The sequence below is a fragment of the Merdibacter massiliensis genome (assembly GCF_900155395.1).
In the GTDB taxonomy this organism is placed as follows: Bacteria; Bacillota_I; Bacilli_A; order Erysipelotrichales; family Erysipelotrichaceae; genus Merdibacter; species Merdibacter massiliensis.
Window position 1 is genome coordinate 133385 of record NZ_LT699717.1, and the last position, 25157, is coordinate 158541.

Here is a 25157-nt window from a genome sequence, read left to right on the forward strand (position 1 = left end):
ATAAAAATTCTATGTCTTTATTTGCTTTCAAGAAAGCTCTAGGAAAGACGATTAAAAGCGCAATGATAATAGGAGGTTAAAATGGATAATTCACAAAAAATCGTAGAGTATTTATCAAGCAAAGAAGGATATACCAAAGCCGGTGAGCTGTCAGATTTCTTAGGGATTTCGACACGACAAGTACGTAAATACATCGCCAGCATCAACAAAAATAAAAAATATATCCTTTCCAGCGGACAAGGATACCGGCTGAATCGCTCTCTATACAGCGAATTTATCCTCAAACAACGCAATATCACCAGTGAACAAGAATATCGTCAAAAATACATCATTCAAAAACTAATAACCAATCCCGATGGCTATGATATCTTCGATCTGGCGGAAGAATTATACGTGTCTGAGAGTTCCATAAAAAAAGATTTACAAAATGTACGTGTATACTTAAGAAAATGTCATATGGCTTTTACCACCAACAAGAACATTGTCCATCTGGATGGAGACGAAGAACACAAACGCCGTTTGATGCATTATTTTATTCAAGACTATACCTTTGATTCCAATTTATATGAAGAACATTTTTCCCTATTTAATGAAGAATACGATTACAAACTGATTGAAAAAACCATTAAAGATATTTTAGATCGCTTTGATTTACGATATAACAGCTTATTGCTCAATAATATTGCTATTCATCTTATTATCATCTTGAGTCGTCTTAACAGCGGATACCAGCTAGATACCATTTCTACCAGCAGGGAAATTGATACATCGATCTTTTACCAAGCCACAATTGAAATCGCCAACTGGTGTGAGAAAAATTACAATGTGGAGTTCAATGAAGCCGAGTTAAGTAATTTGCACTTACTCATTGCCAACACGATCACATCGTCCAAAAAGATCAATTATGAACAGCTCACGATGCGTAATATCCATGATTATGTCGATCAAAGATTCATTGATATTACCAAAGACTTACTAAAAAAAGTAGAAGATAATTATTATTTACAATTGTTCAAAGATAGTTTTATCACGAAATTTACCTTGCATATCCAAAACTTATTTTATCGTGCACACCATAATTTTCAGATTAAAAACCCATTAGCGAGCATGATTCGTACTACCTACCCACTGGTCTACGATATTGCAGTATTTATCACACGCGAATTATACGTTTCCTATGATATAGAGCTAAATGAAGATGAAATTGCCTTTATCAGCTTTCACATTGGATCTTATTTTGAAAACAATGCCTTTGGAAAAATGGCACGTGTAAATTGTCTATACATCTACAACGATTATTATGATTTTTATAAAAACACTTTAAAGAAACTACAAACACGTTTTCACAACACATCAATCATAGAGGCCAATATCAACAGTGATATCAAAGCTCTAGTAAACGAGGATATCGATTTGGTCATTTTACCGCCTAATTGTACTTCATCATTTAATATTCAGACAATTTCAGTTGGTTTCTTCCCTGATCAAAAAGATTTTAATCGCTTGGAACATGCTATTAACGCAATTGCCGAACAAAAACAAAAACTAGAATTGCGCGAATACATTCTCAACTTTTTTGATGAATCACTCTATCTAAAAGATCCCGATTATGCTGATGGTTATATCGCTGTCAATGCCATGTGTGATCATCTGAAATCGCTAGGATATGTTGATGACCCTTTCAAAGAAGATGTGCTACATCGTGAAAAAATTGCAACCACCGCATTTAATGATGTTGCGGTTCCACATACACTAACCAGTGTGTCTACCAAAAAGAGCTTTATCTATGTTGCCGTTTTCACCAACGGTATTCAATGGACTGATGACAAAGCGGTACATTTTGTGGCGATGATTGGCATCAATGATAATTCCAGACGTATTTTTACCAAATTCTTCGATCAATTAATCAAACTGCTAGATAACCCAGTCACATTGCAAAAGTTGATAAATACTAACGATTTTAATGAGTTCTATCAAGCATTGAATTCTTTGTTTACATCATAAGGAGGTTGTTAAGATGAGTTTTCCAAAGAATTTTCTATGGGGCGGCGCTACTTCATCCTGCCAGTTAGAAGGTGGCTGGAATGAAGGTGGCAGAGGAATGGCAACGACGGACATGGTCGCTTTTGAAGAGCCTGATAAGCGCGGTTTAAAAGGTATTGAACTAAGCTGGGAACAGTTACAATATCGCAAAACACACGAAGATGAGTTTTATTTTCCTAAACGTTATGGTATCGATTTTTATCATCACTACAAAGACGATATCAAATTGTTTGCTGAAATGGGATTCAAAGTATTTCGCATGTCCATTTCCTGGCCAAGAATCTACCCTACCGGCATTGAAGAAAAACCAAATGAAGAAGGTCTGCAATTCTATGACGACGTATTCGATGAACTGCATAAATATGGAATTGAACCACTGGTTACCTTGCTGCATTACGATATTCCTTTATATTTGAGTGAAGAATATAATGGGTTTGAAAGTCGGAAAACTGTGGATTGTTTTGTCAAATATGCAAAAACTGTATTAGAACGTTATCAAAACAAAGTTAAATATTGGTTGACATTCAATGAAATCAATATCACCTTAGGCAGTCCTTATTGTGGATGCGGAGCATTTATGTCTAGGAGTTTAAAAGATGAAAAAAACTTTAAATATCAGCTCTCCCACAATCAATTTGTCGCCTCAGCTTTAGTTGTACAAACTGCTCATGAAATCAATCCTGAAATGAAAATTGGTTGTATGATCTGTCGTTTAGAAAAATATCCTAATACACCGGATCCAAAAGATGTATATCAGTCGATGTTTGAAAGTCATCTCAACTACTTCTATATCGATATGCAAGTATTAGGAGAATACCCATATTATATGAAACGTATTTTTCAAGAAAATAAGATTCACATCGATATGGAACCCGGTGATTTAGAAGTATTGAAAAAAGGCGTCGTCGATTTTATCTCCATCAGCTACTATGAAACATATGTATGTAAATATAATCCAACACTGGATCTAATCGATGCCGGCAGTTTGATTGCTCCTATCAAAAACCCCTATTTACAAAATACTGACTGGGGCTGGCCAATTGATCCTTTGGGTCTGCGCACCACTTTAAACAATCTGTATGATCGCTATCATAAACCAATCTTTATTGCTGAAAATGGTATCGGCTGCAAAGATATTTTAGAAGAAAATGGTTCTATTCATGATCCTTACCGTGTGGATTTCTATCGTGCACATATCGAACAATTGCATGAGGCCATTAAAGATGGAGTCGATGTATTCGGCTATGCGATGTGGGGACCAATTGATATTGTCAGCAACTCAACCTCAGAAATGAGCAAGCGTTATGGATTCATTTATGTTGATCGTGATGATCATGGGAAAGGCACCAATCAACGTTTAAAAAAAGATTCATTTTATTGGTATAAAAAGGTCATTGCCAGCAACGGTGAAGACTTGTCCTAAAAAACGACAACATTACCATGTAATGCCAATAGGATAGAGGAGTAAATTCTAGATTTACTGCCCCTTCCATTGAACCAAACGTACGGGCCTCGTATTTGGCTCTACATTTATATCGAAATTACAAACTCTTAAGATAGTAGTTAAGGGGATGGACCAGACCTGGTCTGTCCCCTTTCTCTTTGCCTAGAACTATTGGTGACAATATGAAGTTGACTACATCTAATCCACTTCTTCTGTACCACCCTAATCTTGAATTTGCACATTTATAGATATCTTCTTCGTTAAATCTGCATTTATATTTAATATTCAATGCCTTTAGATTTCTATAGATAGTCATAGGTCTTTTCCACTGTTTGATGATAATACATCTTATTTTATGGCGTAACCATTGTCCAAATTTTTCAAGAAATAGCTTTATGCTTCCTATCTTAAAATAGTTAATCCATCCTCTTACTATTTGATTGACCTTTGTAAATGTAATTGATAGAGGTCTTGAAACAGCTTGTTTTCTTGATAAGACTACTTTTATCTTTTCATATAAACGTTTCTTTCTATTTTCAATAGGTCTGCATTTCCACCCCTGACTATCCTTATAAAAGGAAAATCCTAGAAACTCTCCTTTCATTGGACGTACAACTTTTGTTTTCGTGGCACTAACTTTCAAGAATAGTTTCCTTTCTAGCCATGATGTCACTGACTTCATCACTCTATTTGCACTCATTTCGCTCTTCACGAAGATGATGCAATCATCTGCATACCTTACAAATCTTAGACCTCTTGATTCTAGTTCCTTATCAAATTTATCTAAATAGATATTTGATAATACAACACTGATAGGTCCGCCTTGTGGGGTTCCGACTGTTGTACTTTTAATAAGTCCTTCATCTAATACACCGGCTCTTAGATATGCTCGTATAAGATGTAACGTTGTTGCGTCATTGACATGTTCTCTTAAGATTGAAATTAACTTGTCATGATTTACCGTATCAAAGAACTTCTCAATATCCAAGTCAACTATCCATTCATACCCTTCATTTAAATAATATAGCACTTCTTCCATTGCCGTATGTGCACTACGTCTTGGTCGGAATCCAAAACTATGTTCACTGAATATTGGCTCATAGATTTGACCTATTACTTGTGCTATGGCTTGTTGTATAACTCGGTCTACAACCGTTGGAATGCCTAATGCTCTTCGCTTACCATTAGGCTTTGGTATATAGACTCTTTTGACTGGCATTGGTCGATACTGTTTATTCATTATCTTATAGATAATTTCCTCTTGATATTGTTTAAACCACTCTTCAATTTCTTGCACTGTCATTTTGTCTACTCCCGGTGCGCCTTTGTTCTGTTTGACCTTTTTGATAGCTATCTCCAAGTTCTCCTGACTTAAAATCTTTTCCATTAATTTCATTTGCTGCTCCTCCTCCATTTGTAAATCTATCTGGAAACATCCCCATTACCTTTACCATCTATGGTTACGCTCCATAGTTCTAGGCTATCCTCATATTCGGACTGTCCAGACATTGCTTATAGTGATTTGCACTCTATAAACGTTTCAGTCCTTCAGTATTTCTACCTACTATGACTTCATCTGACTTCTTATGATAAACCTTTTTCGACCGAGGGTACTATCACTGATTTTAAAGTTTACTAGACTTCCTCGTCCACAAGACCTCCCGGGGTAATTCATGAATCCTATTTCTTTCACAACGTCCTGATTTACTGTCTTGGTTTTACGTTTACCTTTTGGACTTCGATTTGTTGTGCAACCTTATCCACCATTTAGCCTTATATCCGGTTTCTGTTCGTACGCTCGAAAGAATCGCTACCCCACTTCCTTCACCCATGACATCACTGCCAACGGCTTGTGGTTCACTACACTTGGCGGTAACTACCTGTGGTTGGTTTATTCCCAACTGAATTCATGCCATGCCCGGCACACACAAAAAGGTCATGAAACAGAAATTCTTGTTTCATGACCTTTTTTAACAAGCTTCTACCAATGACGGAAAGTTCCTCCATCACAAGAGATCCCAGCCAACATTGGATTGAAGTTTTGGCGGTTTAGCATCGGAAGATCACTTTTAATCAAGCGACATCCCATTGATATTAAACGAATATTGCGTAAATCGCGAATATTTTGATCCGGTTTACCTGAAACAATGATAAAATCACCACTTTTACCCGCTTCCAAAGTACCCGTTATATCCAACACATCACATAGCTCGGCACCATTATAAGTAGCAGAATGAATAGCTTGTAATGGTGTCATGCCTACATCTTCAACCAGCAATTCGACTTCCCGTATCGTCGCTGTTGTACCATCAACCGGATCACTTGGCAATAAATCCGTACCGGTACAAATCTTGACACCGGCTTTTACAGCTTTTCGACAAGAACGAATGTGCTCCTGTGCTGCTGCTTCTTGTTTCTGTAATTGCCATGGCGGTGAACCATGCTTGCGCAAATAATCATTACAATGCGATACCGACAAGGTTGGTGTTAAATATGTGCCTTTTTCTGCCATCATTGCGCACGTTTCTTCCGATAAAGTATAAGCATGTTCTACCCCGTCCATTCCCAGACGTACTGCTTGAGCAATTGCTTTATCATTGGAAAGATGTGCGGTAACTTTCTTAGAATTTTGGTGTGCCACTTCGATGCATGCTTTGACTTCTGCTTCTGTCATCTGGATATCCATCGTACCTTCATAAGCTTCTGCCAAACCACCAGTATACAATAATTTGATCTGGTCAACACCGCGTGCTAATTGACTCCGCAACCCACGAATAAATTCATCTGCACCAGAGCATTGCACGCTGCGCGGTACAGTATGACCATGTCCTGCATGCGGACAAAGTGCAGAACCACAAGATATGATGCGCGGTCCGCCTAACATGCCTTTATTAATTGCATTACGTACTGCAATCTCTGATACATCGACTGTTCCTACACCACGCACAGTTGTCGTTCCGCATAACAATGCTTCACAGGCACGGCGATAAGTGACCATTGCCCGATAACTGTCACCCCATGGATCATCATAATGATCTAAATATGGCAAATTCAAATCCAAGTGCACATGTGTGTTGATCAGACCTGGTAAGATTGTATATGTATCATCTCCCAAATCCAGAGTAAAGACTTCTCCATCTTGCAGCATCTGCTCATCAAAATTTTCACTGCTGCCACAATATACCAAATGATCCTTAGTAATGTCATCAACATCATTGACAAAAGCGACTATTGCATCTTCTACAGCTGCTTTTCCGCTGCCATCCACCAATCGCACATGGCGGATTACCGTATACTCCTTGTTCATAATATATCCCTCTTTTCTTTACCCTCTCTATACCAAAACCAGACTTATTGGTCAAATAAAAATAAGTTCCCACAAAACAATACATTACCGACACCTTCTATTTAAATCTTTCTCTTAATTACTCGGAGTTCCTAATTTTTTTGCTCTTGTTATTCAAAAACTTTTCTAATCTCCAACTTTTACCCAGGAAGAAAAAACCCGAAATAGCCTTTATTCATCGACTATTTCGGTATTTTTTCTATGGCGCCCTCTGGGGGGGAATCGAACCCTCAATTAGCCCTTAGGAGCGACGGACCTTTCAAAAAAATACCTGTTTTTTTTCTTTCCTTAAGTTGTTAAAATATGCCCTATTTATCGACTTTTTCACTATATTATAGTGTTATTATTTTACCTGCTGATATCGATTAAAATTAGGTGATTTTAAGTAGTTTAGTGGCAAAAAAACATCTAAAATTTGTTAGTTTTTATGTCAACAAAATACCATAAAAACTTATTGAAAACTGTCAGAAAATTAAAACCGCCGCTACACAATGTACTGAACCCCCCCCCCAAAAAAAAAACTTGAACATGGATAAATCGACCACTATTTAAATCATCTTTTAAAGCGGGATAATTAATCGACAGCATCAGGACATCCTAGTATCGATCAAGAATGTTTTGTTTTTACGATCTCAAGATCATTAAAAGAAAATGGCGGTATTCTCTATCCATCGACAAATTACATTTCCCTATCGCTTTTGTGAACACTAATTCAATTGCTGTAATCTTGGCAGAGGTCAAAGATACATTAAAGAACTCAGCAAATTCTAGAATTGCTGTTCCATAATCATAGCTGAACGATCTTTAAGATTCTTAGTCTCTACACCATGGATCATTTCTTTAAGCTTTTGTTTCCTCACAACATATGGATTTGAGATGTGATCCAGTAAAGAATACAGTGTTTTCAGTCTAAACACGAACAGGCACCTCTTCTCTATAAAAGCATTGATTTTCACCGAATACTAACATATAATGTAAGTGAGAGGTGATAATATGATAGTTACTTATGAAATATTGAGAAACTCATTAAGTCCATATAAAGCACCAGATATAAAAATAAAAAGAATGAGCGATAATGGTGAAATTATCAAACTTACTAAAAATTTATATGTGTCAGAGTTAAATACCCCCGGTTATTTAGTAGCGAATGCCATTTATTCTCCATCTTATTTATCATTTGATTATGCATTAGCTTATTATGACATGATACCTGAAACAGTATACACTTATACAAGTGCTACATACAATAAGAAAAAGAAGAAACAGTATACAAATGCATTAGGCACTTTTACATATCGCGATGTACCGCCAAAAGCTTATCCATACGAACTGAATATTATTCACGAGGGCAATTATTCTTATGTAATTGCAACCCCTGAAAAAGCTTTGTGTGATAAGTTATATACACTTAAACCAATGAATAATAAAAAGAGTATGTATGATTTATTATTTAATGATTTAAGAATAGAAGAAAATGTCTTTAAAACTTTAAATTTTGAAACTTTATCTACGTTATGTGATTTATATCATAGTACAAATCTTAAAATATTAAAGAAAGTGATTGGTGATTACTGTGAAAACAATTCTTGAACAAATGATAGAAGAATATCATACTAAAAACAACGAAGATAAAAGAAATGCCATAAAAGAAGTTATGCAAGAAATTGTTTTATGCGGACTTAGTAAAGCAGGTTTTTTCAAAGATGCAGCATTTTATGGGGGTACAGCTTTAAGAATATTCTATGGTTTAGATCGTTTTTCCGAAGATTTGGATTTTTCGCTATTAGCTAAAAATAAGGAATTTGATTTGACACGGTATTTTCCTATTTTAAAAGAAACCATAAAATCATTTGGATTAAATGTTGAAATTGAATTAAAAGCAAAAACAAAAGATTCTAATATACAATCCGCTTTTTTAAAGGGGGACACAATTGAACATTTTTTATTGTTTTATCCCGATGATTTAGTACAAGGAATTAATAAAAACGAAAAAGTTAAAATAAAATTTGAAATTGACACTATGCCGGCGGATTTTGCGACATATGAGGTAAAATATAAATTATTACCAATACCGTATAGTGTAAAACTATATGACGAATCATCTTTATTTTCCGGTAAGATTCACGCCATTATTTGTCGTTCTTGGAAATCGAGAGTAAAAGGCCGCGATTTATATGACTATGTTTTTTATCTGGCACGAAAAACAAAATTTAATCTGCCTCATTTGAGAGAAAAATTGATTGATTCTAATTTTATCGATTCAAATACTGAAATTTGCTTAGAGGATGTAAAGAGAATGATCGTTCAGCGTTTTAATGAGATTGATTTTGAAGAAGCAAAAAAAGATATTACCCCGTTCATTAAAAACACTGATTTATTGAATATTTGGTCTAAAGAATTTTTTGTTAGTATAACATCGGAATTAATTAACAAATAAATTATAAAGGCACAAATCAACACTTATATATCCCTAGTCAAGTAGAAAAAGAAATAATTAAAGATCTCATTGTGACATCATTATCGTCTAAAATCTTCAGTACTTTCTTGTTTACTTTCAACATTAGCCATATCGTGATATGGCTACAACCAATCATCGTTAATTGGCTTAGGATACTCATTTGCAGTATTTGTTCAAATCGCACCGGCTTGGAAAACTATTAAGCAGAAAGGTTCTATCTTCATGGAAATCTCACTTCTACAGATTTCACCGCCAGCTCTGTAGAGAAGTATCATTATCCTTTTATTGGGTCATTGCCGATACAAGTTGTGATCTTATATTTATAGCAGGAGTTCTCGCTCCATCATTTAATATCTTGGCGTACCTGCTAAGATAGCTCACCAATAAAAGAATGTCTTGATGATCTGGAATATGCACTTTTCAAATAACAACTGAAGGTTTTAAAAATTACTCCCTTCACTTGTATGGACAGAGAAGCAAAAACGTAAGGTGTTTTTGAAAAAATACTCAAGATCCTCGTTTTACATCGAAGAAACTTGAGTACTTTTTACTGTAAACTATTAAAGTTATTGTAATTCTTCACTCTTTGATGCTTCATAAAGATCAATGACCATTAAAGCATCATAAAGTGTTAAACCTGCAATTCTCAAATAAACATATAGTTTTAATATCGAGACCATCTTTATTACCTCCTCTATATGTTTATTTACTTTAAACTCCCCTTTTCCCAAAAGATTTATTGTATGAGCCAATCATTTTTGTATATATCATTTGACACATGAAAAAATTTTCTCGGTATAACACCATTTTGTTGATAATCGTGGATAATGCACCCTGCAATAATGATTCCAAATAAATCTACACGTCCATCCAAATTAAAAGGATTTTCACAAGGTCTAATTAATCTTATTTCATAATCAAGATTCTTTTGTATAACAAAGCCTTTATAGTCTTTAATTTCACAAGGAAGTTTTTTAAACACTGGAGGATCAATAGAAAATATTCCCGATCGTTTTCTAGAAAACCTTATACTATCTATCTCATAGTAGTAGCTGATACTATTCATATCAGCCTCGTTTTTTATAGCTGCCATAATATTATACATGCTCATAATTTCCACCCCAGGAATATTATAAATACTAATAACAGATTTTAGTAGTATGCGATCTCATGTCCCTATAATACCCTGCTGTCATTTAATTAATCGGTGTTTTTTTTTGGAAAGATTGGGTGACAAAAATTGATGTCTTATTTTTTGGTTGGGTGGCAAAACACTAAAAATGCTGCCACCCACCCTCAAAATAACTAACACCTTGAAGTTCTTAGTTATTTTGCCACTTTTTTTGCCTCTTGCCACCCGTTGCCACCCAAAAATCGCCCTAATTTCCGATTCCTCCCCAAGAAGCAAAAAACCGAAATAGCCTTTATTTATCGACTATTTCGGTATTTCTCTATGGCGCCCTCTGGGGGAATCGAACCCTCAATTAGCCCTTAGGAGGGGCTCGTTATATCCATTTAACTAAGAAGGCAGATATTATGTTATAGGATATCAATATGTTCTCTTTATAAAGTATTGTCAATATTTCATATGATAATCACCTAAGCAATGAAATAAACAATATTTAATAAGCAGACGAATAAAATAATTGGCTGATCAATCTGAATGATGGTTTGACAAAATGCTTCACAAAGGACATTCCATTTATCTTAATTATGTCCATTCAAACAGATATATTATAGCCAAGGATAAGTGAGAAGTCAAAAAAACTTATAGATAATAAAAAGATAGAAAAGCAACTCATTCGTTAGCATATGCTAACGTCACTCTATTGACCTGTTTGTAAAGTTGTGCTATGCTAACTACGCACCATAACAATCGATTGTAGAAGAAGAGAGGGGATGAAAATGATGCCACTGATTTTTGCAAAAATCGGAGAAGAAAGCACGATTCAAAAAGTGAATGGAAACGAAGAAACAAAACGGTTTTTAGAAAATCTAGGATTTTTAACTGGTACAAAAATCATCGTCTTGTCTATGATCAGCGGAAATATGATCATAAATATTCGAAATACACGTATTGCCATTAACAAGGAGATGGCAAAATGTATTCTAATCAGCGAATGACAGAAAGGAGCTATCGATATGACTTTAGGAGAAGCAGTTGTTGGAAGCACCGTAATTGTTACCAAAATCGAAGGTGACGGAGCTTTTCGTCGACGGATCATGGATATGGGGATCACAAAAGGGACACAGTTATATGTGCGTAAATATGCACCATTAGGTGATCCTATTGAATTAACCGTTCGCGGATATGAATTATCCGTAAGAAAACAGGATGCAGACAGTGTACTTGTCAGCATTGTAGAAGGAAGGTGAAAAAATGCATATGAGATTTGCATTTGCAGGAAATCCAAACTGCGGTAAAACAACAATGTTTAATCAAATGACCGGAGCGAATCAGTATGTTGGAAACTGGCCTGGCGTAACCGTAGAAAAAAAAGAAGGTAAGTGGAAAAAGAATAAAGATATTACGGTCGTCGATCTGCCCGGTATTTACTCTTTATCTCCTTATACATTGGAAGAAGTAGTAAGTCGTGATTATTTATTACATGAGCAGCCGGATGTCATCATCAATTTGGTTGACGCGACAAATATAGAGCGGAATCTGTATTTGAGTACACAATTGATGGAAATGGGTATCCCTGTTGTCATAGCATTGAACATGGCAGACTTGTTAGAAAAGAGAAATATCCATATTGATAAAAACAGTTTAGCTTCATTATTGCATGTACCTGTCGTAGAGACATCGGCTTTAAAAGGACAAGGTTTAGATCAACTGATGGAAACAGCTATAAAACTGGCGGAAGAAAATAAAAAAAGAACACAGCATGGTATTTTTTCTTCACATCTGGAAACGGCAATTACAAAAGTTGAGGACCTGCTGCCTTCCGTGATTGAAAAAGAAAAAAAGCGCTGGTTTGCCATCAAGTTATTAGAAAGAGATCAAAAAGTATTCGAAAAGCTTGAAATATCTTCTCAATTGAATGCAACTTTAGAAAAAGAAAGAAAAGCACTTGAAGAAGAAGCAGATAATGATATGGAAAGCATCATTACAGATGAACGGTATCGTTATATTCAAGAGATTGTTAAACAAGCTGTAAAAAAAGCAAAAAATGAGATGAGCGTGTCTGATCGAATTGACCGTATCGTCACCAACCGCATTTTAGGTATTCCGATTTTTATTGCGGTCATGTTCGTTGTCTATTATATTTCCGTTACTACGGTTGGAACGATGGTAACTGACTGGACAAATGATGAGTTTGTGGTCATGATCCAGACAACAGTAGGTGAATGGTTAAGTACATTAGGAACAAGTTCGATTATTCAGTCCCTTGTCGTAAACGGTATCATCGGTGGCGTTGGCGCTGTATTGGGGTTTGTTCCGCAAATGGCAATCTTATTCCTGTTTCTTTCCATTTTGGAAGATTGTGGTTACATGGTACGTATTGCGTTTGTAATGGACCGTGTTTTCCGTCATTTTGGTTTATCCGGAAAAAGTTTTATCCCATTGTTAATTTCTTCCGGATGCGGGATTCCAGGTATCATGGCTTCCAAGACCATTGAGCAAGAAAACGATCGCCGGTTAACTATCATGACAGCAACCTTCATTCCATGTGGTGCAAAATTACCTGTGATTGCACTGATGGGAGGTGTCATGACCAGTTATATTACGACCGGAAGTTATGAAGCTGGCGGATGGATTGCCCCATTAATGTATTTTATAGGCATCCTGGCTGTTTTATTATCTGCTATCATGCTGAAGAAAACAAAACCTTTTGCAGGAAAGCCGGCCCCATTCGTTATGGAACTACCACAATATCACATTCCGTCATTAAAAACTGTTTTATTCCATGTATGGGAACGATTAAAAGGTTTTATTATCAAAGCAGGAACCATTCTGTTCCTGGCATGTGTCGTCATGTGGTTTTTGTCCGGCTTTGGTTTTACGGACGGCAGCTTCGGCATGGTAGAAGATAGTGCCGACAGCTTATTGGCTGCCATCGGCACAACGATTGCTCCTATTTTTGCTCCTCTTGGATTTGGAGAATGGCAGCCTGTAGCAGCTTCATTATCCGGTTTCACTGCCAAAGAAGCTATCGTATCTACGATGGGCGTATTGGCAAATGTTTCTGAGGATCTGGCAGAACAGCCAGTCATCGTTGCACCAGCGGTTGCTGCTTGGTTCTCCTCATCTTTAGCCGCTTTCTCCTTCTTATTATTTAATCTACTCGATTCTCCATGTCTAGCAGCTATTGCAACCATGGCCCAGCAGATGCAATCTAAAAAATGGTTCTGGTTTGCTATTCTATTCCAAAATTTATTTGCTTATGCAATCTGTTTGATTGTCTACCAAATCGGTTCTTTATTGATGGGAGGAACATTTGGTATATGGAGCTTGATCGCCCTTGTGTTATTGCTTGGAATGCTATATATGCTGTTTCGTCCAGATCCATATAAGCATCAAAAGCAATTTGCTCCTAGAGCAGTCAGAGAATAAACAACACGAAAGGAGAATATCCTATGAGTGATATATTGATTGTAGCTGCTGTCATTAGTTACTGCATTTATCTTCTATGGAGACAGAGAAAAAACGCAAAATTTGCGGCTCGCATGGGAAAGATCATGGGATGCAGCGGATGCAGCCATTGCGGATGCAGCAGCTGCCAATCTGACCAGCAAAAATACAGATGAAAGAATATGGGCAATGTGCTTGATTCTATGTTTTATTTCCTCCTCCTGATTCCTGTCATCATACAACTGATAAAAATAGAAAGGAGCGGTTTCTATGCAGCCGATAGATATATGCATTCTCTTGATCGTCATCCTTTTGCTTGGCTTTGCATTCATACAAGCCATTCGGCACTTGAAAGGCAACGGCTGCTGCGGCAGCGGTCACTGTCATTGCAAAAAGCATCCAAAACAATAAGTATTATATTGTAATCCGTATAACTGAATAATCAACTATTTAAAAATCCTGCCAAAAGAACCGGAGTATTTGATGATCTTGATCAAGACTCCGGTTCTTTTTATATCAATCATGACACTGATTTTTGCAAAGAATACTATTCTTTTGTTTATGCATCATCGCCATAGCGAATGCCTGCACTTTTCCTTACCTGTTCAAATACTTGCATCACCAGACGAGTTTCTTCTTTCAATTGACGATATTCTTCCATATCATTATTTGCAATGATCTTAACAAAATCGTGAATTTCATGATAAAGACTGTAGCTGCTTTGTTCAACTGAGCAATCTTCGCTTTGTTTGGTTTTTATATCGTGATAAGTAAATTGACCGACAATGCTTGGCTGCGAGTGAACAGAAAACGTACCTTTCGTTCCCTGAATCTGCGTAATCAACTCACTGTTGCAATCTTTTGCACATGTAAATGAAGCGACAAACGTTGTATATTGCAAAATGGCAGTTCCGCTTGTATCAATTCCATTTGGTCCAATATTTGGATAATACTGTACCTTTTCTGGTTTACCAAACAAACCAACGATAAAATGCAGGCAGTAGATACCGATATCTGCAAGCGCTCCTCCTGAAAAAGCAGGATTAAAAACATTCGGATTTTCACCATTGACATACGCATCATAGCGGCTGGAATACTGTGAAAAATTAGAGTGAACCAGCTTAATTTCTCCTAACTGAGGCAATGCTTCTTTGATTTTCAGATAGTTAGGTGCATGTGCTGTAATAATCGCCTCAAAGATGAAGCGATGTTTTTTCTCTGCTAATGCAAACAGTTCTTCACATTGTTTGACATTTGACGTAAAAGGCTTTTCACAAATGACATGTTTACCCTTATTTAAAATTTGTTTTGCATAAATGTAATGCAGCGAATTTGGAGATGCAATATACACGATATCGATTGCAGGATCTTCTAACATGGCATCTAAATCTGTGTAGATGGTCGATATATGAAATTTTTCTGCTAAAGAAAGTGCATGCTCCTTTTTTCGCGTGTACATAGCCACACACTGAATACCTTCATTTGCTTCAACAGCACTCAAGAAAGCATCTACGATAAAATTGGTACCAATTGTTGCGACAGTTAACATATTTTTACCTCCTGTCCTTATATCTTTCTTTCAATATACCATATTTTATATTGAAATGAATCCTTATCCCTATTTTGCTTATATGTTTCGTGTATATTCACACTGTCGGACAAGCAACTATAATTCCATGATATTTCCCATTTCATTTTTCAAAAAAATGATACTATTTTATTCTCTCGTGATATTCTCTTTTTGTATTTTTCATATGATAATATACGTATCGCTATGATTTCATGAAATCTGTACTTAAAATAGAAATTCGCTATTTGTGAGGTGTACAATCACAAAGAAAAGAAATACGATTTGCTCATAAAGGAGAAAAATTATGGACAGCAAAAAAATAGGAAAATTCATTGCACTAAATCGAAAGAAAAAAGGGTTAACACAAGAACAATTAGGAGAAAAATTAGGAGTAAGCAATAAAACCATATCTCGATGGGAAAACGGCAATTATATGCCGGACCTGTCCTTGCTTGAGCCACTTAGCAAGGAATTAGGAATATCTTTAAATGAACTTTTAGCAGGTGAATATATTGAAAAGGAAAAAATGATTGAATATTCCGAACAAAATATCAAAACGACCATTGATTACACAAAGAAAAAAATCAATCACGAACATAAAAAAATATCTGCCTTTCTCATTGGCAGCGGTATCTTTATCTGTATCTTTGCCTTTGCGGTATTGCCATCAGAAAACAGCTGGGGACAAATATATTCACTCATTGGACTCTTATTGATCGTGTCCGGGATTTATAGAGAACTGCCGTTTACGTCATATTGGAAAAAAGGAGCCGCTTCCGCTGCTGTATTTTTTCTAATTCTCTCTCTGTTTTTCATAATCGATTATATACGGGTCATACAACTGAAACAGCCGCCTACGTATCGATATAAAGTAACTGCGATTTATAATGATTCAAAACGAATCGAATATCAAAATCCTTTTTACAATGTTTATCGAATCAATGCTGATACTCCAAATGAATATTATCTTATCGATCGTGAAAAACAATATACAATAGATACGGTTCCGGCAAGTCCCTTTAATCTAGAGAAAAGCGGGATACAAAATCTCTTACAGTATCAAAACAAATATGTTGGCAATAACAGCAATACAGGACAACTGATAGAAAATCTGCCTCTGTCTGAATATGGATTCGTATTTGAGATTGATTCCGAAAACAATGGTATCATTATCGATTATCATCATACTGACAGGTACAATAATGAAAATATGTATATACAAAAAGCTCTCGTATATAATTCCATTACATCCTTTGCTTTGATAGATAATCTAAACTATATCCGATTTAATTTCAGCGGCAGCACTTATTCTGTCACGCGTGAAGCAATTGAAAATAATGATCCCCATTTTAAAGATCTTTTAACGAACGATACGATCGATCTTCAAAATTTTAATAAGTATGTAGATCAGAGGATCAAAGACACTACATTTATTTCAAACATACTTCGCTTATATACAAAATAAATATATTTGTTCATTTCATGGAAGCTATCATCGCTTCCTTTTTATTTAATTTCCCTGCAACCTTTTTCTATTTTTAACATACTTATATGAGAGCTTGCTGATTGCTTAACAACATTCTGTTTTAAATGATAAATCTAATCGATGCTATTTTTAGATAAGAAAGATATAAATTGAACATGGCGATCCATACTTTCTCCCATCATGCCAACAGCCTTTCCCATGGTGAATGCTGCTAAGATCGTACCAATGCCAAGGCCATCTAAATACCCTAAAAAAACAAACGTTAATACAGCAGTAACAGCTAAGCAAGTCACATCAAAAGAAATTTTTATTTTGGAATAAGTTACACTTATGATCTTTGATAGTTCCCGTGGGAATAAATCAGTAGGAATGATCGGCAAACCGCAGCGATTGGACAAGGCAATGCCAAAACTGATCAGCAGATAACTGATGATAAAATATATGACTCTCATCCATAAGGTGGTCGGTAAAATGTAAATCCATGACTCATAGATGTCTAATAATTCACCAAATGCGAATCCCACGACAAAACTAAACAGATACTGTGGAATAAATCTTTTTTGCAGCAGCATCAAACTTAAGACTAACAACCCTTGAAATAGATAAGTCCATGTACCCAGCGAAAGTCTCGGAAGTACCTGGGAAAATGCAAAGGGTACACTGGAAATAGCAGATATCCCAGATCCGGAATATAACATCAATACGACTCCAAAGCTGTTGATCATAACCGCAATGACCAATGCAAGTTCCCCTCTTAAAATACGTTTCTCTCCATCCATACATTTTTCTTCCATCTATTGATTTCCCCCTAATGGCTCATTTCATACTATAAATAACATATTCAAGTGTAAGCAGAACACATCTGATAAGCAAATCAATATTTTTTATGAAATAATAGATTGAATCTATCGTTTACTGTATAATAAGGGTATATTAGGAGATATATAGAATGAATTTATATTATTTACGTTACTTCGTAACATTAGCACATATGCAGCATTATACAAAAGCAGCCGAAAAACTATGTATTGCCCAGCCCAGTTTGAGTCATGCTATTTCGCAAATGGAAAAGGAATTAGGGCTTCCTCTTTTTGAAAAGAGCGGACGTAAGACCACCCTCACCCGTTTTGGCGAAGAATTTCTAGTTTGTGCTGAACAGACATTATCTACATTAGATGCAGGAATTGCTTCCATTCAGCGCAGTGCCCGGGGAGAAGGTTTGATCCGATTGGGATTTCTGCGCACATTAGGTGTAGAATTTGTTCCAAAGTTGGCTGCTGATTTTTTAAATGCAAATGTTGGATCCGATATTCAATTTACCTTTCATACCGGAGTGACCCAAAACCTGTTAGAGGGATTAATTGCCAAAAAATTCGATCTAGTATTTTGCTCAAAACCACCTGCTAAATTAAATCTCACTGCAGTTCCGGTACAAAAACAAGATCTTGTTTTAATCGTCCCTAAAGACCATCCGCTATCTTCAAACCATTCCATTGACTTAGCTCAGACAGCCCCTTATCCTCAAATTTTCTTTGATGAAAGTTCCGGCATGCGGTCAGTAGTAGAACAGATGTTTGATCAGATTGGAATAGAACCTCATATTGCCTATGAAACAGAAGAAGATCAGGTCATTGCCGGATTAGTTGCGCAGGGATTTGGTATTGCAGTCGTTCCTTATATGGATCTTCTGTTGAAACTTGACCTTAAGATCCTGCAGATCAATTCTCCTGCTTGTGAACGAGAATTATTCATGGTGTATGACAACAATATCTGTCTGCCTCCGGCTGTTCATCAATTTTGTCAGTTTGTTCTAAACAATAAATTCCCGCAATAAAAAGGAATCATATAAATAATCTATTATATTATAATATAAATTACATATTTACTTTCTTATCTCCTAAATACGATTTATTATCTGACAATCAAAAGCGGTCTTCTCTCAAAAAGAGATGTTTTCAACATTAATTTGCTGAACAAAAAGATAATGATAAAACAAAGATCATTTTCGCATTATAAATAAGCAACGAGTCTGTAGGCTGTTCCTATCTCTATCTTATAGATCATGTTGCAATACAAAGTGGTTAACAGCGTTATAGTGAATGAAAACGACTGCTTTACAAAAAAAGGAGGCTGTTATGATCAATAATTGGTTTATCCGTACCGGCATACTAATCTATGTTTTATTAACCTGTTTTCATCGATTCCTGTATCCGATCCCTGACAGTATTTATATTCCATTTGCCATCATCGGCATCTTGTTGATCCTGTATGGTTTTCTTGTGAACAAAAAAAGAGAGGTAAGAAAATGAAATTAGCAACAACGTATATTTGTGTAAAGGATATGCAACGATCTCTGAATTTTTATAAACAGCTCTTGCAACAAGAGCCTCTCTATATGAATGATGATCGATGGGCTGCATTTGATTGCGGAAATCAACTCGCTCTTTACAATGAAAAATATGATATTGAGCTGATAAAAGAAAAGAAGGCTGCAATTCAGTTCAATCAAGCTTACCTACACCAGTTATGCAGTAAAGAAAACAAACAGAATAACTGCATGATATTGAACTTTGTAGTACAGGATCTAAAGAAAGAATACAAACGCATCCAGCAATTACAGATCGGCGAGATGTCTGAAATCATGTATATAAATATTTTTCATCCTTACTACTATTTTAACGTTCTTGACCCTGATGGAAATGTGATAGAAATCACTGGTCAATATACACTTTAAAGAATCGCAACCGCCAGTTGACATATTGAAAAGCTGTATTGATAGCATGCAACTTGTTCAAATGGTATGATTTCATCGTAAACTAGCAGGAGGATAAATTATGATTTTTGCAGATAAACTTATACGATTACGCAAGAAAGCGGGTTGGTCACAAGAAGAGCTGGCTGCACAGATGAATGTATCCCGCCAATCTGTATCTAAATGGGAAAGTGCACAATCCATTCCCGATTTGGATAAGATCATTCGCCTTTCTCAATTATTTGGGGTAAGCACGGATTATCTTTTAAAAGACGAATTAGAAGATATGGAAGAAATAGCTCAACCAATACAAGCAACAGAAGAAACTGCTATCCGAAAGGTCACGATCGAAGAAGCCAACCAATTTATTAAAGTGAAACAAGAAACTGCACATATGATTGCCTATGGTGTATTTCTCTGTATCATTTCCCCCATCTGCTTGCTTTTATTAGGCAGCCTCAGTGAATCAAAACAATTTGCTATCAGTGAAAATACAGCGGGCATGATCGGTCTGATCATACTTTTGATTTTAGTTGCCATTGCCGTAGCTATCTTTATTTACAGTCACAGTAAAAGCGCACCTTATGAGTATTTAGAAAAAGAAGTTTTCGAAACTGAATATGGCGTGACTGGAATGGTCAAAGAAAAAAAAGAGCAATTTCATTCGACTTATACAAAAAATAATATTATAGGGGTAACTCTTTGCATTTTAGCAATGATTCCATTTTTCTCCGGTGCAATGTTTGATCAGACTAATGCAGTATTACTGGTTCTGCTTTTATGTCTCGCCTTTGTTATTGTCGGTATTGCGGTCATCTTATTCATAAAAGTCGGTGTCATTTGGGCAACTTATGAAAAATTGCTGCAAGAAGGCGACTATACAAAAGCAAAAAAAGAGAAAAGTCCTATCATTACTGTCATTACTACCGTCTACTGGTTGACCACAACTGCCATTTTCTTAGCAGTCACCCTGCCGACAAAAGAATGGAAAGATGGCTGGATCATCTGGGTGATCGCCGCTGTCCTCTTTCCAGGCGTGATTGTTATTGCGCAATGTTTTGACAAAAAGAAAAAATAAGTGATATGAAAAAAGTATTGATTCACGGATCTGGCCAAAAAGCGGACAGCTGGAATAAAATGTTATCTTATATAGAAAATAAAGAAGATTTTTTATTTCCTTCCTTAGCAGATTTATTAGCGGAAAAGCCGGCCGCTTATCCTAATATTTATCATGCGTTTTCTAACTACTGTTCGTTTCTTCCCTCCCCTTTCCATTTATGCAATCTTTCTCATGGCGGCATTTTAGCACTGAATTATACCATTGAACATCCGGATAAAGTCAAGAGTCTTGTGATAATTGCAACACCTCATCAGATTCCAACGTTTCAATTTTATTTTCAAAAGCTGATTTTTTCCTTACTGCCGCCATCCTTCTTTCAACAAATGGCATTTAATAAAAGACAAACATTGACATTGGGGAAATCTCTCAAGGATTTCAATTTCCGCACAAAACTGCATCTAATAGCCTGTCCCACTTTGCTTTTATGCGGTGAAAAGGATAAAACCAGCATGCATTCTCTTTGTTATTTTCAAGAGCATATCAAACAAACAGAATATAAGTTTTTTCCAGGCATAGGTCATATCGTAAATGAAGAAGATCCACAACAATTAGCAGAAGTCCTTCAGCAGTTTTATCAATCACTTGCTTAACACTATGATACATTTTACAGATGATTTACATGAATAAAAAGCAAACGCTGAACAAAAAAAGAGCTGGATGTTTTGACAGATAGCATCTGTACATCAACATACAACAGCTCTTTTTTATTGACATGATTTTTGAAATATCTTATGTTCTTTTATTTCTTGAAATCCATTCTTTTTATAAAAATGATGTGCCTGCAGTCTTTTAAACTGCGACCCTACTTGTATGCTCCCTAATCCGCGCTGCTTTGCAAAATGATCCACATACTGTACCAGCCGTGTGCCAACTCCTTTTCCTTGATAATGCATAGCTACTGCCAAACAGTTGATGATCAGATAAGAAGGTTTATGAATACTGTACTTTATGACAATCTCCATTACCCCAACGATCTTATTCTGTTCTTTTGCAATGAACACATAGTTATCCAAATCCTGATATACGAATTCGATCATCTTCTCCATTTCATCGATCGGATAATCATACTGCATCACTTCTTTATATAGATCATGAATTTCTGCAGCATCTTTCCCTCTGGCTTCTTGAATAAGCATATTGGTTCTCCTTTTTTATAGATTATATATCCAAGTGTCATCTAAGACAAGTCATTCCAATTCATCTATTTCTGTTCTTGACAGATCAAAACATCGGATTAAAATAAGTATTGTTATAATAAGAATACTTATTATATGGAGGTGAATACAATGTATTCGTTACATTATTTATTGATGAAAGCACATACGATGTTGAATAAAAAAATATTATATAACGCAGCTTCGATATCGCTTTCACCCGGTCAGCCCAAAGTGTTGGAATGTTTATTTTTACACGGCGAAAACAATCAAAAAGCGATTGCAGAACATTGTGAAATTGAACAAGCAACAGTGGGAACCATTCTTTTACGCATGGAACAGGAAGGTCTTATTTCTCGATTTAACCGTGAAGGTGACCGCCGTTCCTTATATGTCAAGCTCACCCAAAAAGGAATGGATGCAGCAATACAAATGAATACTATTTTTTCTTCTTGTGAAAAAGAAGCCAGCAAACATATGTCACAAGAGGAAATTGATGAGCTAAAACGTTTATTAACAAAATTTTGTCAATCTATCAATGATCAGAAAGGATGTGGCAGCGTTGACTAATTCACTTATCAAACGTATTTTGATTCTTTGTTTCGGTCTTTTTATCATGGCATTTGGTGTAGCTTTTTCAATAAAAGCAGCATTGGGAACTTCACCTATATCCAGTCTGCCTTATGTCATCAGCCTTATTTCCCCTTTAACAGTAGGAACCGCAACAATTGCAATGCATTGTGTCTTAATTACATTGCAGATCGTATTATTAAGAAAACATTACCAGCTGCTTCAACTCGCGCAGCTTCCCATTGCCTTTTTATTTGGTTACATGACTGACTTTGCTGTATGGGCAATTTCTCCATTACAGGCAAACAATTATTTCATCTCCATTCTTTACTGTATAATTGGTATCTTATTTGTTGGTATCGGTGTCAGTTTAGAAGTCAATGCACGATTGGTCCCTCTTGCCGGTGAAGGTTTGGTCTTAGCTGTCTGCCAAGCATTTCATCGACCATTTCCGCAAACCAAAATTGGATTTGACTGTACACTGGTCATCTTAGCGGTTCTCATTTCACTTTTTGCTCTACACAATATCGAGGGAGTACGTGAAGGAACTGCTGCAGCAGCAGTATTTGTCGGTCTCACTTCCAAACAAGTTACCCGTATCTTATTTCCTTCCAAACACCAGTAATTCTATAGTCTTAGATTTATCTATATACAAAGACTTTTATTTGACATTCACAGAAAAGAAACTAAAATGGATTTGAATGCATTACTCTTTGCAATCACATATAAAGGGGAGACTACAAATGAAGAAAGCAAGTACAAATACTGATCAATTTCTAACTTGTGAAAGAAAATGGGTCTTTTACATCCTAATCTGTATTGCCGGTTATTTCGGTGCCTACACTTATGTCTTAAGAGGCAATATTTTCTGCAATGCTCAAACAGGAAATATCGTACTGATGGGAATTGCTTTTGGATCGGGCAAGATTTCTGAAGGGGTTTATTATTTGATTCCTATCACGGCATACTTGCTAGGTGCTTTTATCTCTGAGATATTGCCAAATCCGATCAAACACTCATTGGCAATTCGATGGGATACACTACTAATCTTATTAGAAATCATTGTAGTCATCTTTTTAGGATTTCTTCCTGAATCTGCGCCTGTTCAAATTTCCCAAGTAGCGATCAACTTTATTGCTTCTATGCAATATAATACATTTCGTCAAGCAGAAGGAACACCAATGGCAACGACATTCGCTACCAATCATATACGTCAGATCGGCGTTGGACTGGCAAAAGAAGTACGCCATCTCCATACAGAAAATAAAACACACCGGAAAAAATTATTCCAACATTCCAAGATGCTGATTTGTTTCATATGCGGAGCCATGATTGGCGCTTATTTCTGTCATATCCTATTAGGAAAAGCCATCTGGTTAACATTAATTCCCTTTGCCTTCATTCTAATCAAACTATTATATGCCGATCTTTATCTGGAAAAAGAAAAATTAGAAAAGAAACCGCTTGGTCATTAATAGAAAGCCGATGATTCGGCTTTTCTTTTTATATAGTTATTAGTTGACAAAATCAACTAATAACTATATACTTGATTTTGTCAACTAATGGAGGTGGTATTTTGCACAAAGAATCGCTTGCTTTTTACATTGCTGTTCTCCGTAAATATTTTATATCTTACTGTAGCGATCGAGTAGCTCAGTTAGGTGTAACCAACGGACAATTATTTATTTTAATTTATATTAGTAAGAAGAAAAAATGTGCACCTAAGGAAATTAGTTCTTATTTGCGTTTTGATGCCGGACAGTTAAATCGTACATTATCGAAACTGATCGAAAAAAATCTGATCATTCAAAAAAAGAATGAAAATGATCGGCGCGCAAATGTCTTAGAACTAACTGAACAAGGAAAAAAAGTGGTCGAGAGCAGCCGTGATTTATTTTATGAATGGGATGAACAAATATTATCTCATCTTACGATAGAACAAAGACAGCAATTGCTCGATCAACTGCATAATTTAGTTCATCAAACGAGCCATGATAAAGGAGGTAATTTATGATGAATCAATTAAAAGAATTTATGCAAGTATTAACTGGTCAATTTGATAATATACAGCAATATGAAGAAAAGAAATCTATGCAATTGGATTTTCCTTATGCACGGCATGTAAATACTGCATGTAATGATAAAATAAAAAATCTGCCTGCAAATTTTACCGGCATATTTATGGTGGAAGAAAGCTATTATACAAATAACGGTTCTACCCACGCCAGCCCTCATTTATTTCTTTTTACAGAAGAGGAAGATGGTATTCTGTTAACTTCTTATGAATTGCCAAACGAATATGATAAAACTAACTTTACCTACGAGAGTCTTCACCAACTTAGTTATGATGATCTACATCCATCTAACAAATTCACCCCAGCCCTTTATACAAAAAAAGGAGATGTGTGGGAAGGAGGCAGCATCAGCATGTTCTCTCCTGTAGTAAAATTCACCTTATTTGAACGTTTTTCAACAGATCGTTTAGAAGTCAGCGAAACAATGGAAGTAAATGGAAAACGTACCTTTGGCTTTGACGAACCAATTATTTATAAAAGAATAGAATAAAATGAATGCTCCTTATAAACTATATGGTAAATAATTTAAGAATCTAAACTAGCCATCATATTATCCTAATGTT

26 protein-coding genes and 1 tRNA gene are annotated in these 25157 nt (G+C 35.8%); 20 read left to right on the top strand and 7 right to left on the bottom strand.

Annotated elements, in window-relative coordinates; all coding sequences use genetic code 11:
- Positions 1 to 81: 81 nt before the first annotated feature.
- Together BQ9859_RS03430 and BQ9859_RS03435 are read left to right on the top strand one after the other, a co-directional pair.
- Positions 82 to 2004, top strand: a complete 1923-nt coding sequence (locus tag BQ9859_RS03430) for a BglG family transcription antiterminator (RefSeq protein ID WP_075876880.1) — start codon at positions 82 to 84, stop codon at positions 2002 to 2004.
- Between the two features lie 13 nt (positions 2005 to 2017).
- Positions 2018 to 3466 carry a glycoside hydrolase family 1 protein gene (locus BQ9859_RS03435; protein ID WP_075876881.1) on the top strand — a complete coding sequence of 483 codons (1449 nt, stop codon included), beginning with the start codon at positions 2018 to 2020 and terminating at the stop codon, positions 3464 to 3466.
- A gap of 118 nt (positions 3467 to 3584) precedes the next feature.
- On the opposite strand, the gene ltrA is transcribed toward BQ9859_RS03435, so the two are convergent.
- Together ltrA and BQ9859_RS03445 are read right to left on the bottom strand one after the other, a co-directional pair.
- Complete coding sequence (ltrA, locus tag BQ9859_RS03440) at positions 3585 to 4883, bottom strand: group II intron reverse transcriptase/maturase (RefSeq protein ID WP_075876882.1); 1299 nt, start codon at positions 4881 to 4883, stop codon at positions 3585 to 3587.
- Positions 4884 to 5468: 585 nt separating this feature from the next.
- The gene (locus BQ9859_RS03445; protein WP_075876883.1) at positions 5469 to 6794 is read right to left on the bottom strand and encodes a metal-dependent hydrolase family protein; all 1326 of its coding nucleotides are present in this window, start codon (positions 6792 to 6794) and stop codon (positions 5469 to 5471) included.
- A 1032-nt stretch (positions 6795 to 7826) separates the two neighbouring features.
- Between BQ9859_RS03445 and BQ9859_RS03455 the strand changes: the two genes are divergently transcribed.
- Positions 7827 to 8423 carry a type IV toxin-antitoxin system AbiEi family antitoxin domain-containing protein gene (locus BQ9859_RS03455; RefSeq protein WP_075876885.1) on the top strand — a complete coding sequence of 199 codons (597 nt, stop codon included), beginning with the start codon at positions 7827 to 7829 and terminating at the stop codon, positions 8421 to 8423.
- Complete coding sequence (locus BQ9859_RS03460; RefSeq protein ID WP_075876886.1) at positions 8407 to 9270, top strand: nucleotidyl transferase AbiEii/AbiGii toxin family protein; 864 nt, start codon at positions 8407 to 8409, stop codon at positions 9268 to 9270. The genes BQ9859_RS03455 and BQ9859_RS03460 overlap by 17 nt, the downstream gene beginning before the upstream one ends.
- 757 nt (positions 9271 to 10027) lie before the next feature.
- Here BQ9859_RS03460 and BQ9859_RS03465 read toward each other — a convergent pair.
- Entirely contained in the window at positions 10028 to 10402 is a 375-nt protein-coding gene (locus BQ9859_RS03465; protein WP_075876887.1) for a hypothetical protein, read from the bottom strand.
- A gap of 343 nt (positions 10403 to 10745) precedes the next feature.
- A tRNA-Arg gene (locus tag BQ9859_RS03470) sits at positions 10746 to 10820 on the bottom strand.
- A 379-nt stretch (positions 10821 to 11199) separates the two neighbouring features.
- Between BQ9859_RS03470 and BQ9859_RS03475 the strand changes: the two genes are divergently transcribed.
- The 5 genes from BQ9859_RS03475 (at position 11200) to BQ9859_RS12405 (ending at position 14278) form a co-directional block, all read left to right on the top strand.
- On the top strand, positions 11200 to 11415 hold the full coding sequence (locus BQ9859_RS03475) for a FeoA family protein (RefSeq protein WP_235846381.1): 216 nt from the start codon (positions 11200 to 11202) through the stop codon (positions 11413 to 11415).
- Positions 11416 to 11433: 18 nt separating this feature from the next.
- The gene (locus BQ9859_RS03480) at positions 11434 to 11667 is read left to right on the top strand and encodes a FeoA family protein (protein WP_075876889.1); all 234 of its coding nucleotides are present in this window, start codon (positions 11434 to 11436) and stop codon (positions 11665 to 11667) included.
- A 4-nt stretch (positions 11668 to 11671) separates the two neighbouring features.
- Positions 11672 to 13849 carry a ferrous iron transport protein B gene (gene feoB, locus BQ9859_RS03485; RefSeq protein WP_075876890.1) on the top strand — a complete coding sequence of 726 codons (2178 nt, stop codon included), beginning with the start codon at positions 11672 to 11674 and terminating at the stop codon, positions 13847 to 13849.
- 23 nt (positions 13850 to 13872) lie between these two features.
- Complete coding sequence (locus BQ9859_RS12285; RefSeq protein ID WP_143404367.1) at positions 13873 to 14043, top strand: FeoB-associated Cys-rich membrane protein; 171 nt, start codon at positions 13873 to 13875, stop codon at positions 14041 to 14043.
- Positions 14044 to 14137: 94 nt separating this feature from the next.
- Complete coding sequence (locus tag BQ9859_RS12405; RefSeq protein ID WP_154666051.1) at positions 14138 to 14278, top strand: hypothetical protein; 141 nt, start codon at positions 14138 to 14140, stop codon at positions 14276 to 14278.
- Positions 14279 to 14426: 148 nt separating this feature from the next.
- Here BQ9859_RS12405 and BQ9859_RS03490 read toward each other — a convergent pair whose 3' ends face one another.
- Positions 14427 to 15416 carry a Gfo/Idh/MocA family protein gene (locus BQ9859_RS03490; protein WP_075876891.1) on the bottom strand — a complete coding sequence of 330 codons (990 nt, stop codon included), beginning with the start codon at positions 15414 to 15416 and terminating at the stop codon, positions 14427 to 14429.
- A 325-nt stretch (positions 15417 to 15741) separates the two neighbouring features.
- Here BQ9859_RS03490 and BQ9859_RS12505 point away from each other — a divergent pair, with 325 nt between their 5' ends.
- The gene (locus tag BQ9859_RS12505) at positions 15742 to 16902 is read left to right on the top strand and encodes a helix-turn-helix domain-containing protein (RefSeq protein WP_075876892.1); all 1161 of its coding nucleotides are present in this window, start codon (positions 15742 to 15744) and stop codon (positions 16900 to 16902) included.
- Positions 16903 to 17036: 134 nt separating this feature from the next.
- Here BQ9859_RS12505 and BQ9859_RS03500 read toward each other — a convergent pair whose 3' ends face one another.
- Positions 17037 to 17717: a DUF6198 family protein gene (locus BQ9859_RS03500; RefSeq protein WP_075876893.1), complete on the bottom strand. Its 681-nt coding sequence runs from the start codon at positions 17715 to 17717 to the stop codon at positions 17037 to 17039.
- A 155-nt stretch (positions 17718 to 17872) separates the two neighbouring features.
- On the opposite strand from BQ9859_RS03500, the gene BQ9859_RS03505 reads away from it, so the two are divergent.
- The 5 genes from BQ9859_RS03505 (at position 17873) to BQ9859_RS03520 (ending at position 21385) form a co-directional block, all read left to right on the top strand.
- Complete coding sequence (locus BQ9859_RS03505) at positions 17873 to 18757, top strand: LysR family transcriptional regulator (protein WP_075876894.1); 885 nt, start codon at positions 17873 to 17875, stop codon at positions 18755 to 18757.
- 301 nt (positions 18758 to 19058) lie between these two features.
- Complete coding sequence (locus BQ9859_RS12580; protein ID WP_202613442.1) at positions 19059 to 19232, top strand: hypothetical protein; 174 nt, start codon at positions 19059 to 19061, stop codon at positions 19230 to 19232.
- On the top strand, positions 19229 to 19657 hold the full coding sequence (locus BQ9859_RS03510; RefSeq protein ID WP_075876895.1) for a VOC family protein: 429 nt from the start codon (positions 19229 to 19231) through the stop codon (positions 19655 to 19657). Before BQ9859_RS12580 ends, BQ9859_RS03510 begins: the two co-directional genes overlap by 4 nt.
- Before the next feature lie 100 nt (positions 19658 to 19757).
- Positions 19758 to 20753 carry a helix-turn-helix domain-containing protein gene (locus BQ9859_RS03515; RefSeq protein WP_075876896.1) on the top strand — a complete coding sequence of 332 codons (996 nt, stop codon included), beginning with the start codon at positions 19758 to 19760 and terminating at the stop codon, positions 20751 to 20753.
- A gap of 5 nt (positions 20754 to 20758) precedes the next feature.
- The gene (locus BQ9859_RS03520; RefSeq protein WP_075876897.1) at positions 20759 to 21385 is read left to right on the top strand and encodes an alpha/beta fold hydrolase; all 627 of its coding nucleotides are present in this window, start codon (positions 20759 to 20761) and stop codon (positions 21383 to 21385) included.
- A 114-nt stretch (positions 21386 to 21499) separates the two neighbouring features.
- Here BQ9859_RS03520 and BQ9859_RS03525 read toward each other — a convergent pair whose 3' ends face one another.
- Positions 21500 to 21931 carry a GNAT family N-acetyltransferase gene (locus BQ9859_RS03525; RefSeq protein WP_075876898.1) on the bottom strand — a complete coding sequence of 144 codons (432 nt, stop codon included), beginning with the start codon at positions 21929 to 21931 and terminating at the stop codon, positions 21500 to 21502.
- 150 nt (positions 21932 to 22081) lie between these two features.
- On the opposite strand from BQ9859_RS03525, the gene BQ9859_RS03530 reads away from it, so the two are divergent.
- The 5 genes from BQ9859_RS03530 to BQ9859_RS03550 all read left to right on the top strand — a co-directional run bounded on the left by BQ9859_RS03530 (position 22082) and on the right by BQ9859_RS03550 (position 25084).
- The gene (locus BQ9859_RS03530; protein WP_083662627.1) at positions 22082 to 22519 is read left to right on the top strand and encodes a MarR family winged helix-turn-helix transcriptional regulator; all 438 of its coding nucleotides are present in this window, start codon (positions 22082 to 22084) and stop codon (positions 22517 to 22519) included.
- Positions 22512 to 23144: a YczE/YyaS/YitT family protein gene (locus BQ9859_RS03535; RefSeq protein WP_235846382.1), complete on the top strand. Its 633-nt coding sequence runs from the start codon at positions 22512 to 22514 to the stop codon at positions 23142 to 23144. The genes BQ9859_RS03530 and BQ9859_RS03535 overlap by 8 nt, the downstream gene beginning before the upstream one ends.
- A 118-nt stretch (positions 23145 to 23262) precedes the next feature.
- Positions 23263 to 23994, top strand: a complete 732-nt coding sequence (locus BQ9859_RS03540; protein WP_075876900.1) for a YoaK family protein — start codon at positions 23263 to 23265, stop codon at positions 23992 to 23994.
- 101 nt (positions 23995 to 24095) lie between these two features.
- On the top strand, positions 24096 to 24533 hold the full coding sequence (gene bilQ, locus BQ9859_RS03545; RefSeq protein WP_075876901.1) for a bilirubin utilization transcriptional regulator BilQ: 438 nt from the start codon (positions 24096 to 24098) through the stop codon (positions 24531 to 24533).
- Positions 24530 to 25084, top strand: a complete 555-nt coding sequence (locus BQ9859_RS03550) for a hypothetical protein (protein WP_235846383.1) — start codon at positions 24530 to 24532, stop codon at positions 25082 to 25084. The genes bilQ and BQ9859_RS03550 overlap by 4 nt, the downstream gene beginning before the upstream one ends.
- Positions 25085 to 25157: the final 73 nt, after the last annotated feature.